Below are 12,782 nucleotides of genomic sequence, written 5' to 3'. Positions count from 1 at the left end.
CTTTTTAAAGTTGTGCTAAGATGTCCCGCATCCCAGCATTGTCTGCTGGCGTACCCAGGGCAATTCGCAGCCAAGTATCGCTTAAGCGATCATTGACTTGATAGCCTTGTGATAAGAGCAGTTCCCCGACACGCTTGGTGTCACCGACTTGAAGCCAAATAAAGTTTGTTTGTGACGCATAAAATTTAAAGCCCTGTTCACGCAAGAAATCTTGGAATAGCTTGCGCTCGTGTTGGACCTTTTTCACGACGTCCTGCAAATAATCTTGATCATCTAAAGCTGCTGCCCCACCCACGATTTGATAGGTATTAAGATTGTATGGCAAACGCACTGCTTGCATCACCGGATAAAGTGGTTCGGTCATGATACCATAGCCAACACGCAAATTCGCTAACCCGTATGCTTTCGATAACGTTCGGAGGACCACTAAATTTGGATAATTGCCAACATCCCCAGCCAACGTGGCATCAGGCGCATCAACAAAATCATAATACGCCTCATCAACTACCAACACAACTGATGCCGGTAACTGGTCCAAAAAGGCCAAAATGTCGGCGCGAGTTTCAAACACACCGGTTGGGTTGTTTGGATTAGCCAACCAGACCATTTCCGTCCGGTCATCCACGGCTGCCAGCATTGTCGCAAAGTCAACATGCCCTGTTTCGTCATCAACTGGCACTTGCTTGGTTGTGGCCTGCTCAATTTGTGCATGTAGTGCGTATTCGCCAAACGTTGGGGCTGGCACCACCATATTTCCACCTGGGGTTAGTACTGTCCGTGTTAGTAATTGAATGAGTTCGTCTGCGCCAACACCAAAAACTAAATTTTCTGGATCAACTTGTTCTAAAGCCGCCACTTTTTGGCGGAGTAGCGTTGCTTGCCCGTCGGGATAAAAACCAAGCATCTCATCTGGAACGGTCCGAATGGCTGCGCCGACCTTTGGTGAAGGGCCATACGGCGATTCATTGGCCGATAAGCGGGCCAAATGCGCAAGTTGGTACTTTGCTTTTACTACATCCACGGGTAATTCTGCCTGATAGGCGGTTAAGTTTTTGATGGTTTCTTTCATGCTTCACCTCGCCAATTCTGTCGTTCATGTAAGCGCGATTGTTGTCCCACACGCGCACCAAGTTCTGCTTCAATCTCTGCCAATGAGACATCTGTTGACACTAATAATACCATTAAATGAAAGAATAAATCCGCCGTTTCATAGATTAATTCTTCACGATTATTTTTAGCGCCAAGAATCACTTCCGTGGCTTCTTCACCCACCTTTTTTAAAATTTTGTCTTGCCCCTGCGCATACAAATAACTTGTATAGGCGCCGGGGATTGGTTGAACATGTCGTTGATATGCGAGGTCATATAATTCTTCAAGCGTTTGTTTTGTCATTGTTCAAGGTTCGCCTTTCTATTTATTGCTATTCTGCCTGGGCTTCTTTGGTTGACACCGGATTAAAAAAGCACGATGTTGCGCCAGTATGGCAGGCTGGACCGTTGGGTGTCACTTGAATAAGCAGTGTATCGGCATCGCAGTCCAGCATCATCGTCTCAACGTGCTGGGTGTGTCCACTGGTCGCCCCTTTGTGCCACAATTCGTTGCGCTCGCGCGACCAAAACCAGGTTTCTTTGGTTGCGCATGTGCGCTGGAAGCTTTCTGCATTCATATAGGCTAACATCAAGACGGCACCGGTCGTAAAATCTGTGACAATGGCTGGCACTAAACCATTTTGTAAGCGCTGGTTAAAATTTGGCATCAATTGGTTTGTCATAATCGGATGGGGATACCTTTCTCATATAAGTGCATTTTTAATTCCGGGAGACGCATTTCCCCGTAATGAAAAACTGAGGCGGCCAACGCGCCATCAACAGCGCCATCTTGAAATACAGCGGTGAAATCTTGTTGACTTCCCGCACCGCCACTGGCAATAATTGGCACTTTTACTCGTGCTTGTAAGGCTTGATACAATGCGATATCATAGCCTTTTTTTGTCCCATCAGCTGACATGCTGGTCACCAACAGCTCGCCTACACCATAGGCGACCATGGTTTCCGCCCAATCCAGGGCATTCAATGCTGTGGGTCGCGTCCCGCCAGCGGTATACACGCGATACATTTTTGCTACGTCATCCCATTTCGTATCTATCGCCCCGACTATGGCCTGAGAGCCATAAAGAGCGGCCCCTGCTGTAATCAAAGCTGGGTTGTCTACGGCAGCAGAATTCAGGAAGACTTTATCAGCGCCGGCTTGAATAATAGCCTTCATACTCGCCAGATCCGTCACACCACCGCCTGCCGTTAAGGGAATAAAGACAGCTGCTGAAACCCGTTCAACGACTTCAATCATCGTCGCACGCCCCTCTTGCGTAGCAGAAATATCTAAGAAAACGAGTTCATCTGCCCCAGCATCTTGGTATGCAGTTGCCGAAGCGACTGGGTCCCCAACGTCTTGTAATTGTTTAAACTGGATCCCTTTGACCACCCGACCGTTTTTAACATCTAATGCTGGGATAATGCGTTTGGCTAATGTCATCTTACACCTCACTTGCTGCCAATTGGGCCAACGTGATTTGCCCGACTGCTAGCGCTTTGCCAATGATCACATCGGTAATGCCGGCCTGTTGCAGGGCCAATACGTCTGATAATTCAGCAATACCGCCACTGGCAATAATCGTGGCCTCAGGAAATTGTTGTTGCAAACGCGTTAGTAGCGGTATATTAGGTCCAGTTAACATGCCATCACGCGCCACATCGGTCACAATGAATTGCGTCACACCAATGGTCAGCATTTCAGCCATTAAAGCATCAAATGAGACATTGGTGTCTTCCAACCAGCCTTCGGTCGCCACGACGTTATTTTTACCATCTATGCTCACGGCAATCACATCACCAAAACGTGCCACCGCAGCTTTGACGAGTTCAGGTGATTTCAAGGCAATCGAACCTAGAATGATGCGATTGACCCCCATCTCAGCATATTGTGCGATTTGCGCTAATGTGCGAATCCCACCACCAACTGCCATAAAGCCTTCAAAAACAGTTCGTATTTGCTGAATGACAGCTAAATTAACCACACGCCCCGTTCGCGCGCCATCCAAATCAACGACATGCAAAGCATGGATACCAGCGGCATTCACAGCTTGCGCTTGCCTGACTGGGTCAGCATGAATTGGGGTGACTTGCTGGTAATCCCCTTGCCGTAGCCGAACCGATTGCCCATTTAAAAGATCAATTGCTGGTAATATCATACTTGTACCCGCCTTTCTTGAATCATCTCGGCAAACGCGGTCCAGACACGTAAGCCAACTTCACCAGATTTTTCTGGGTGAAACTGTGCCCCAAAGACATTATCTTTCATCACGATGCTAGGTACCTCGACACCATAATCAACACTGGCCGCAATATATTCAGGGGCTGTTTGGGCATAATAGGAATGCACAAAATAGGTATATTCGCCGGCAATGCCGCGTGTCAACGGGTGAGCGATGCGCGATTGATTTTGGTTCCAACCCATCTGCGGCACTTTATAGCCTGTGTTTTCCGGTAAAGCAACAATTTTTCCTGGAATTAATCCCAGGCCTGGCGTTGCACCAAATTCCGTCGAAGAGTCAAATAACAGTTGCATCCCCAAGCAAATACCTAAAATAGGTGTCCCTTGTGCCACGGCAGCCTGAATGGGGTCAACCAATTGCGCTGCAGTCATTTGCTGCATGGCCGATTTGAATGCGCCGACACCCGGAATCACAATCCCGTCGGCTGCAAGAATTTCGGCCGGATCTTTGGTTAATTTAGCTGGTAGATTCACAAAAGCCATCGCCTTCATCACATTACGAATATTGCCGGCCCCATAATCAATGACTGCAATCATGGGCTTTTCATTTAATCCTGTTGTTGTGGGTTGTACCATGTCGACAACACCCTCCTCATCTTTTCTACTCACTAGCGGCTATAGCTGGCCTTTAGTTGAATTCACACCAATAATATCGGGATTAATGGTGACTGCCTGGCGCATGGTGCGCCCCATCGCTTTAAAAATACTCTCAATTTTATGGTGCGTATTGCGCCCATAAAGTACTGAGATGTGGACATTAGCGGCTAATTGATTGGTAAAGGCCTGCCAAAAATCAGGTATGGTTTCCGTTTCTAACTGGCCAAGTACCGGTGTTGTCAATTCAGCTTGACAGACAAAATACGGCCGACCGGATAGATCCACAACAGTACGCGTTAAGGTTTCATCCATAGGGATAAATTGGGCCCCATAGCGTTCAATACCTTGCTTATCGCCCAACGCTTGCCGAAATGCCTCACCTAACACCAGCCCGACATCTTCAACCAAGTGATGCGCATCAACGGCTAAATCACCTTGTGCATGAATGGTTAAGCCAAAGCGGCCGTGTTTGGCAAAAAGCGTCAACATATGATCGAGATAGCCTACGCCGGTAGTAATCTCGATGATGCCCTGCGCATCCAAATCAAGTGTCAGTTCAATTTTTGTTTCAAATGTTGCCCGTGTGATTGTTGCTGTTCTCGTCATCGTCATTTCCTCATTTTTTGTTTCACCCAACATTTGAATTAAACCGTGTTTGTACAGCACGCGCATGAGCTTCTAGGCCTTCTGCCCGCGCTAATTGCGTGACGGCTGGTAAATCCTCGGCCAAGGCTGATTGTGTGTATTGTAGATATTGCAATCGCTTTTGAAAATCCCAGACGCCCAAGGGTGAACTAAAGCGGGCCGTGCCACCTGTAGGTAGAATGTGATTTGGACCGGAAAAGTAGTCCCCCAGCGGTTCTGAGGCATAAGGGCCCAAAAATATAGAGCCAGCATTTTGAATTTTCGCGAGATATTGCGCCGGATTAGTCAATTGGACTTCAAGGTGCTCTGGGCCAACCAGATTCATCAAGGTGAACATCTCATCAATGGTGTTGACCAAATAAATCACACCGTGATCATTGATTGCCGCACGGGCAATGTCAGCGCGTGGCAAAGTTTCAAGCTGTTGCGCCACGGCAGCATTAACTGCGGTTGCCAACGCCGCAGAGGTTGTCATCAACAGCACACGGGCATTCACATCATGTTCGGCTTGTGATAATAAGTCAGCCGCAATGTCTGCTGCACGCGCAGAATCATCAGCGAGAATCCCAATTTCAGAGGGGCCAGCAATCATGTCAATGGCAACTTGACCATAGACCATTTTTTTGGCCATTGCCACGTAGCGATTACCAGGTCCTGTGATTTTATCTACTGCCGGGATCGTTGCCGTCCCATACGCCAAAGCCGCAATGGCTTGCGCCCCACCGACTTGGAAAATTTGGTCAACCCCAGCAATTTTAGCTGCGGCCAAAACAATGGGATTAAGCCCATCTTTTTGCGGTGGCGTCACCATCACAATGTTAGGGACACCAGCGATTTTGGCTGGAATTGCATTCATCAAGACAGATGAAGGATAGGCTGCTGTCCCACCCGGCACATAAATCCCAACTGCAGACAACGGCGTCACTTTGACCCCACGGACAATCCCTTCACGTGGCGTATCCTCAAAACCAACTGCAACTTCTTGTTGATGAAACGTGCGAATATTTTCCGCAGCCGTCCTCAATGCCGCCAGCACCTTTTGCGGGACACTGGCCATTGCTGCTTGAATTTCAGCTTCGGAAACACGCCATGTTGCTGGCGTGACGTCATCAAATGTTGCACTATACGTCTTAAGCGCTTCATCGCCATTTTCGCGCACATTTTTGATAATATCAGCGACTTGTGCCGCAACAATGGCGTCATCTGTGGCAGCCGTTTCTTGCCGGATTTGTTTGGCCATTTGGTCAATCGTTTGGTTTTTAATAATCTGCATGGGTCTCTCCTTCTGCTAACAATTGCGTTAATGCGGTAATCATCCGCGTGATTTCATCTTGAAATTTCAAAAATGCACCATTTGTGACCAGCATATGCGTCGAGACTGGCCCAACATCGGCTAAAATCTGCAAATGATTTTCTGCCAAAGTGCGCCCCGATTGCGTAATATCCACAATCGCATCCGACAACCCTGTTAATGGCCCCAGTTCGACTGAACCGGCCAATTTAATCAGTTCTACATCTTCACCACGGGCATTAAAATAACGCTGGGCGGTTTTAGGATATTTCGTGGCAATTTTTTTCCGCTGACCATCATCATCAAAATCAGCTAAACCCGCAACCACAAATTTCGCGCGTCCTGTTTGTAAATCTAAGACATCATGATGCTGATTAGGTTGTTCGGCGATCACATCTGAGCCAACGATGCCAATATCACCAATGCCGCGGTCCAGATATTTGATGACATCATCGGATTTCACTAAAATGAAGCGATATTTTTGATCCTCACTGTCAAAAACCAGCTTACGTTCTGGATGATTGAGTGGTGAGGTATCCATCCCTGCCCGGCGTAATAATGGTCGGGCATCTTGTTCAACACGCCCCTTACCCAGTACCACGACGATTGGTTCATGTGGTCGTTGTTCGTCTGGTTGCCGTTGCCAATCAGCTAATATGCTTTCAATATTCAACCCCATCCCAACTGCCGGTAAATCGGTTCCTTGACTATCTTTGAGTAAGGCGTCATAACGCCCACCACTGAAGAGATAACGGCCCAAGCTTGGCACAAAACCACGCATAATTGTCCCAGTGTAATAACCTTGTGGGGGTGCTGCGGTCAGGTCAACCGTGACGGCCACATCCGGATAGTGTGTATGCACATAATCAGCTAAGGTTAGCCACCCCGACACGATTGGTGCGACGCCTGGCAAGTCTTGTGCTTGCCACATAACCGCCTCACCAGCCGTCCCAAAGGCTAACGGCCAAGTGCTTAAAAAAGTTGGAAAATCTGCTATGGCCTGTTGGTATTTGATGAATTGGGTGACATTTTCAGCCTCAATTGCCGTCTGAAGCTGTTGGCGTTGTGCCGCTGACATCGTAATCTGTGAGAGTACCGTGGGAATAAACCGTGCATCACTGAGCACGACCTGTACATCAGCAATACCAAAAATCTGAGCAAAATAAAGCATTTTATCAAGCGCCTGGATTTCTGAAGCCAGCCCGTCATCGCCTATCAATTCAATGCCCGCTTGTGTCTCCTGGTTATAGGCCCCCGACAGGTGATCAGTTGGCTTCAGGACATCACCCAAGTAATAGAGCTTAGTAAAGCGTGGCTCACGTCGCCCAGTGGTTAAAAAACGGGCAATAGGGAGCGTCAGATCGGGACGTAGAACCAAGCGTTCGCGCCCCTGATCCGTCAGATGAAAAACCGCTTGTGTGGGATAATGCTCGAAAGTATTTTCACGCTCAAGCAAGGGCGTTGCAATCGGGGTAAAACCGGCCGCATTCAGTGTGGCGCTGATTGTTTGTGAAATTTGTTGTTTCTGGACCAGTCGCGTGCCATACTCATCACGCGAACCAGCGGCTAATCGCTTGTTCTGCATACGCTCACCTATATCTGTTGAAATAAAAAAGCCTTGCAAACGAAAATATCGTTTGCAAGGACGTTCGATCGTGTTCCCACCTTGTTTCCAAATAAATTTACATTTATTTGCTCATTCACCTGCTAACACAGGTGTATCCGCTATCGGGGATCTCCGAAATGGTTTTTGACCATTTAGCTCGCCAGTGTGTGTTCATCGCGTGGTCATGCGCTCATCTCAATGCGTTAGCTTGAGCACTTCCTGTAATGACTTGTCGCGATTACTTGTCTGACTTCAACTTTTTATTATGAAATTATCTTCATTTTACACGCCATTTTTTAATTGTCAAGCGGTTGATTCAAAATATTTTCTAATATGTCATAATCCTGACCCTGATCGGCCACTTGATGCGCATCAGAACCATAGACCAACGGAATGCCAAGTTGTACCGCTTGGCGTGCAATTGAGGCTGTAGGATAGGGTTCACCATTGTATGGCTTACGCAGGCCAGCCGAATTGAAATCCAATTCACAGCCTGCTGACTTCATGTCATTTAGAATGGTTGTGATTTTTAATAAATTCTCATGATTAAACACCGGGAGTTCAAAATATTTTTGATACTTCCGAATTAACGTCAAATGCCCAATCCGGATTTTTGTGGGGTGTGATAACGTCTTAGCAAAATCCAAGCTCTGTTGCACCGTGTCAAAATAACGGGCAAAGACAGCTTGCGGTGCCGTCACAATTTCTGGAAATGCCGCGGCCAAAACCTCTGGCGTATAATCAATAGGTGCCAACTGCCCCGCTTTGTTCGGCATAAAATGGACTGATATAACAATTTCATCTGTCCAATCAGCCATTTTGTCTAAAAATTGGCGCGTGTCCTGTTCAAACCCAACCAGAAAATCCACCTCAAATCCACGATGAATCGTCAATTGTGACTGAAATTCGTCTTGCAACTGGTCAACCAGCTGGCAATACTGCGCTAATTCATCCTCATGCATGGCAGAGTGATCACGTGCATCAACTGGCCCCGTAAACTGCGCTAAAAATGCACCAGGCAAAGGCGCGTGCTCTGTGACTGTATAGTCAGAAAAACCTTGCGACACAGCATGTGAGAGATAAGCTGATAAGGGTTCGGTGGTCCCATGATGGGAAAATTGTGTATGGGTATGGCCGTCTTTTTTAGGCATTTCATCCTCCGCTATCAGGTACAATACTGAAAAAATGTTGTCTTAAGTATACAAAAAAAACACGCCGAAGCGTGTTAAATTTTTTCAAGAATTGTTTTAAAAACACCATCGTGTTCGTTGTCCGCCACACTCAAGGCAAAATCATGGGTAAAAAGGGCCTCGTCAGCGTTGGTCATCGCGACTGGTTGACCAACATATTCAAGCATTTCCAAATCATTTAAGCCATCCCCAAAAGCCATAATATCTGCTGGCGCAACGTTCAGCGTTTCAGCAATATAGGTTAAGGCGTTCGCTTTGTTCACATCAGGATTAACAATATCAATTGCCCCATAACCTGAAGTTGTGACGTGGACAGTCCGACCCAACACGGCTTTGACATCGCGCATGAATTCATATTCCAATTCTGGAATTACCAATGAAATTTTTAAAATCGGCTCATGTATTTCAGCAACATCGTCAATCACTTGCATGTTTTCAAAGTACGCTTCAGATAACGCCAGATACTTGTCATTTGGCCGTTTCACAATCATGAATGTCTTGTCAGCTGCCACGAAAGCAACGCCCAATTGTAATTTATCGGCATATTTATCGGTCAATTGCGAAACAGTTGCTAACGCGGACGCTGGTACAGACCAGACATGCTTCAACTCGCCATCGAGCAGCACTTCAGCCCCATTGTTAGCAATTAATTGGTATTGTCCTTCAAAGTTTTTGAAGTAGTCACGCACCTTTTGCACGTGATTGCCAGTCGCTACGATAAACTGGCCACCTTGGGCATGCAGCTTATCAAGTACTTCTTGGAACAATTCTTCATTAAACGTTTTATCATCTTTTAAAAACGTCGCATCAAGATCAGATGCAATCAATTTAACCGACATAATTCTCCTTTTCTTTATCGTATGATTTAAAAAAATATTGCTTAGTGCTGTATCCACCACGTTAAAAACCGAATCAGGCCAAATACCAAGCCCGCAGGAATCAATGCGCCAATCACCGCTAAACCAATAGCAGGCAAGGTGAGGCTCGTGGCATTGAGTAGATTTGACCCCAACATCACCACAAAGATAAACGTTGGTAAGACCCGCTCTAACTTAGCCATTATTTCTTACCACGCTTCTTCTTGGCTTTTTGCAACCGACGGGCGGCTTGCTTGATCGCAAAGTTTTGCACCTTTTGACCGAAGTTTCCCGTCGGCATGCCACCACCCATGCCGCCCATCAGAGACGACATGTCCATACCAGCACCACCCATCATCTTATCAATGCCACCAAAGTTCCCGTTTGTGGCTTGATTCATCATCTTACGCATCTGATCAAATTGCTTAATCATGCGATTGACTTCAACAATTGGCCGACCGGCACCAGCGGCTAGACGCCGGCGGCGTGATGGATTGATGAGCTCTGGGTTCTCACGTTCAGCGGGTGTCATTGAACTCACAATGGCTTCCAAATGTGCAAACTGTTTGGCATCAATATTAATATTAGCCAACGCTGGGTTATTGGCCATGCCTGGAATCATCTTTAACAGATCTTCCATTGGCCCCATCTTTTGGACTTGCTTCAGTTGCGACACGAAATCATTAAAGTCAAACGTGTTTTGACGCATCTTTTCCAGCTGCTTAGCTTGTGCTTCTTCGTCAAAATCACGTTGGGCTTTTTCAATCAACGTGAGGACGTCACCCATCCCTAAAATGCGCGACGCCATCCGATCAGGATAAAACACATCCAAATCCGTTGGCTTTTCGCCTTGCCCGACAAACTTAATTGGCTTCCCAGTCACATCACGGATTGACAAAGCGGCACCGCCACGGGTATCGCCATCCAACTTTGTGAGGACGACACCCGTCAGATCAAGCGCTTCAGAGAAGCCCTTTGCTGTTTCGGCAGCATTTTGTCCCGTCATCGCATCCACTGTCAACAAGATTTCATCGGGTTGGGCAATTTCAGCGACATCTTTTAATTCTTGCATCAAGACTTCATCAATTTGCAAACGACCAGCCGTATCAATAAAGACATAATCGTTCTTATTTTCCGCTGCCTTAGCTAACCCTTGTCGCACAATCTCGCGGGGGTCAACATCTGTGCCTAATTGGAAAACCGGGATGTCCAAATCACGCCCCAAAATTTCCAACTGATCAATGGCAGCCGGCCGATAAACGTCGGCGGCAATCAGCAATGGTCGCGCCTTTTCTTCAGTCTTTAATTTATAAGCCAACTTGGCAACCGTTGTTGTCTTACCGGCACCTTGCAACCCAGCCATCATGATGATTGTTGGGATCTTTGGTGACTTGTTTAGCGGTACGGCTTCCTCACCCATCGTGGCTTTCAATTCGTCATTCACGATTTTGACAACTTGTTGGGCAGGGTTCAAGCCTTCTAAAATATCGGCACCGCTGGCCTTTTCACGCACATTGGCCACAAACTTTTTAACCGTGTCGTAGTTGACATCGGCTTCTAGCAAGGCCAAACGAATTTCACGCATCGTGGCGCGTAAATCTTCTTCACTGACACGACCGCGGCCAGTCAGGTTTTTCATTGCCTTGGATAGGCGTTCCGTTAAATTTTCAAATGCCATAATCTTTGTATAACACCGGCCTGTCGTCTACCGTGCTATATTTCCCCTTTTTAGCGTCTTGGCACTAATCTTCTATTTCATGCGCCATTAATTGTGACACCAGCTGCTTTAACTGGTCATCTTTATTATAATACAAGCCAATGTAATCTTGCACTTGCTGCTCAAGCGCTGCACGTGCCTCAAAATCCGCTTGTAAATGTAAGACTTGTTCATATTTGACTAATTGATCAATCCCACGTTTGATATTATCAGAAACGGCTTGGCGACTGACATGCTCGGCTTCCGCAATTTCCACAATGGAATAATCATCTTCAAAATAGTAACGCAGATAATCTTGTTGTTTACGCGTCAGTAACTCACCATAAAAGCCAAATAAGCGGGTTACCTGATTTTTCTCTGAGAAATTCATGCGATTAAGTCCTTAAAGAGACCATAAATGAATTCTTCTGGTTTAAATTCACGCAAATCTTGCGCCTTTTCACCAAAGCCAATCCACTTCACTGGCAAATGCATCTCATTACGAATGGCAAAGACAATGCCACCCTTGGCAGTCCCATCCATCTTCGTCAACACAATACCTGTGACATCCGATGAATCTTTAAAGAGCTTGGCTTGTTGCAAGGCATTTTGACCAGTCGTTGCATCCAAAACAAGCAACACTTCATGCGGTGCATCGGGAATTTCACGTTGAATAATGCGCTTCATTTTTTCCAATTCTTGCATCAAGTTCACATTGTTTTGCAAACGACCTGCCGTGTCCACAAACAAAATATCATAGTGTTCATCACGCGCCTTAGCCACAGCTTCAAAAACAACCGATGCCGGATCGGCCTTTTCTTTACCCGCAACCACTGGGACATGGGCGCGTTCGCCCCATTCTTGCAATTGCTTGGTTGCACCGGCACGGAAAGTGTCCGCTGCCGCCAGTAAGACTGACTTACCTTGTTGTTGATACTTGGTGGCTAACTTCCCAATGGTCGTCGTTTTACCCACCCCATTAACACCAACAAACAAGATCACTGTGGTCCCATTGGAATTAAAATGCATCGTGGCATCTTCGTTAACCCCAGCTGCTTCGTACATGTCAACCATTTTTTTAATGATGACTTGTTTGACCTCTTCGGGTCGCTTGGCATTGGCCAGCTTAACTTCCTGACGCAAGTCATCGGAAATCTTGATTGCCATGTCAAAACCAACATCGGCACCCACTAAGGTTTCTTCCAAGTCCTCAAAAAAGTCTTCATCAACCGTGCGGAAGTTCGCTAAGAATTGATTGAACTTGGCCGCAAAACCAGTCCGTGTCTTCGTCAACCCTTGCGTATAGATTTCCTGTTCGGAGACAACTTCGGCTTCGGCTTCGGCTTCGGCTTCGGCTTCGGCTTCGGCTTCGGCTTCGGCTTCGGCTTCGGCTTCGGCTTCGGCTAATGGTGACACAGCCTCAGTTGGTGTGTCAACCGGTGTTGTGGCTGTCATGTCAGGCATCACCTCATCAGTCGGTGTCGCCTCAATTGTTTCTGGCTTATTCTCTTCAGTTGGTGTTTCGTGATCGGCCGCAGTTTTCTTGCGGAAAATATCAAATAATCCCATC

15 protein-coding genes are annotated in these 12,782 nt (G+C 46.8%); all 15 read right to left on the bottom strand.

Translation table 11 applies throughout. The features are described 5' to 3' along the window. Positions 1 to 4: 4 nt before the first annotated feature. The 15 genes from hisC to ftsY all read right to left on the bottom strand — a co-directional run bounded on the left by hisC (position 5) and on the right by ftsY (position 12,781). Entirely contained in the window at positions 5 to 1,069 is a 1,065-nt protein-coding gene (hisC, locus tag HF966_RS03185) for a histidinol-phosphate transaminase (protein WP_168676223.1), read from the bottom strand. Then, positions 1,066 to 1,392, bottom strand: coding sequence for a phosphoribosyl-ATP diphosphatase (gene hisE / locus HF966_RS03180; RefSeq protein WP_168676222.1), 327 nt, complete (start codon positions 1,390 to 1,392; stop codon positions 1,066 to 1,068). The genes hisC and hisE overlap by 4 nt, the downstream gene beginning before the upstream one ends. 28 nt (positions 1,393 to 1,420) lie before the next feature. Further along, positions 1,421 to 1,759: a phosphoribosyl-AMP cyclohydrolase gene (gene hisI, locus HF966_RS03175; protein ID WP_210729349.1), complete on the bottom strand. Its 339-nt coding sequence runs from the start codon at positions 1,757 to 1,759 to the stop codon at positions 1,421 to 1,423. 8 nt (positions 1,760 to 1,767) lie between these two features. Further along, entirely contained in the window at positions 1,768 to 2,532 is a 765-nt protein-coding gene (gene hisF / locus HF966_RS03170) for an imidazole glycerol phosphate synthase subunit HisF (protein WP_168676219.1), read from the bottom strand. A 1-nt stretch (position 2,533) separates the two neighbouring features. After that, entirely contained in the window at positions 2,534 to 3,247 is a 714-nt protein-coding gene (hisA, locus tag HF966_RS03165; RefSeq protein WP_168676218.1) for a 1-(5-phosphoribosyl)-5-[(5-phosphoribosylamino)methylideneamino]imidazole-4-carboxamide isomerase, read from the bottom strand. Then, positions 3,244 to 3,867: an imidazole glycerol phosphate synthase subunit HisH gene (gene hisH / locus HF966_RS03160; protein ID WP_141308132.1), complete on the bottom strand. Its 624-nt coding sequence runs from the start codon at positions 3,865 to 3,867 to the stop codon at positions 3,244 to 3,246. The genes hisA and hisH overlap by 4 nt, the downstream gene beginning before the upstream one ends. A gap of 78 nt (positions 3,868 to 3,945) precedes the next feature. Further along, positions 3,946 to 4,533 (bottom strand): imidazoleglycerol-phosphate dehydratase HisB, encoded by a 588-nt coding sequence (hisB, locus tag HF966_RS03155; protein WP_168676216.1) that lies wholly within the window; start codon positions 4,531 to 4,533, stop codon positions 3,946 to 3,948. 22 nt (positions 4,534 to 4,555) lie between these two features. Beyond that, complete coding sequence (gene hisD / locus HF966_RS03150; RefSeq protein WP_168676215.1) at positions 4,556 to 5,845, bottom strand: histidinol dehydrogenase; 1,290 nt, start codon at positions 5,843 to 5,845, stop codon at positions 4,556 to 4,558. After that, positions 5,832 to 7,448 carry an ATP phosphoribosyltransferase gene (gene hisG / locus HF966_RS03145; RefSeq protein WP_168676214.1) on the bottom strand — a complete coding sequence of 539 codons (1,617 nt, stop codon included), beginning with the start codon at positions 7,446 to 7,448 and terminating at the stop codon, positions 5,832 to 5,834. The genes hisD and hisG overlap by 14 nt, the downstream gene beginning before the upstream one ends. A gap of 317 nt (positions 7,449 to 7,765) precedes the next feature. After that, positions 7,766 to 8,620 carry a histidinol-phosphatase HisJ gene (hisJ, locus tag HF966_RS03140; protein ID WP_168676213.1) on the bottom strand — a complete coding sequence of 285 codons (855 nt, stop codon included), beginning with the start codon at positions 8,618 to 8,620 and terminating at the stop codon, positions 7,766 to 7,768. Between the two features lie 74 nt (positions 8,621 to 8,694). Next, a complete protein-coding gene (locus HF966_RS03135; RefSeq protein ID WP_168676211.1) occupies positions 8,695 to 9,498 on the bottom strand; it encodes a Cof-type HAD-IIB family hydrolase in 804 nt (267 codons plus the stop codon). Positions 9,499 to 9,539: 41 nt separating this feature from the next. Then, a complete protein-coding gene (locus HF966_RS03130; protein WP_168676210.1) occupies positions 9,540 to 9,719 on the bottom strand; it encodes a hypothetical protein in 180 nt (59 codons plus the stop codon). After that, positions 9,719 to 11,194, bottom strand: coding sequence for a signal recognition particle protein (gene ffh / locus HF966_RS03125; RefSeq protein WP_168676209.1), 1,476 nt, complete (start codon positions 11,192 to 11,194; stop codon positions 9,719 to 9,721). The genes HF966_RS03130 and ffh overlap by 1 nt, the downstream gene beginning before the upstream one ends. A 64-nt stretch (positions 11,195 to 11,258) precedes the next feature. Then, positions 11,259 to 11,603: a YlxM family DNA-binding protein gene (gene ylxM / locus HF966_RS03120; protein ID WP_168676208.1), complete on the bottom strand. Its 345-nt coding sequence runs from the start codon at positions 11,601 to 11,603 to the stop codon at positions 11,259 to 11,261. Then, a complete protein-coding gene (ftsY, locus tag HF966_RS03115) occupies positions 11,600 to 12,781 on the bottom strand; it encodes a signal recognition particle-docking protein FtsY (protein ID WP_168676206.1) in 1,182 nt (393 codons plus the stop codon). Before ftsY ends, ylxM begins: the two co-directional genes overlap by 4 nt. Between the last annotated feature and the right edge of the window lies 1 nt (position 12,782).

This window comes from Leuconostoc holzapfelii, assembly GCF_012396485.1.
Taxonomy (GTDB): Bacteria; Bacillota; Bacilli; order Lactobacillales; family Lactobacillaceae; genus Leuconostoc; species Leuconostoc holzapfelii.
The sequence above is the reverse complement of the archived record's forward strand: the minus strand, read 5'-3'. Positions and strand labels throughout refer to the sequence as shown.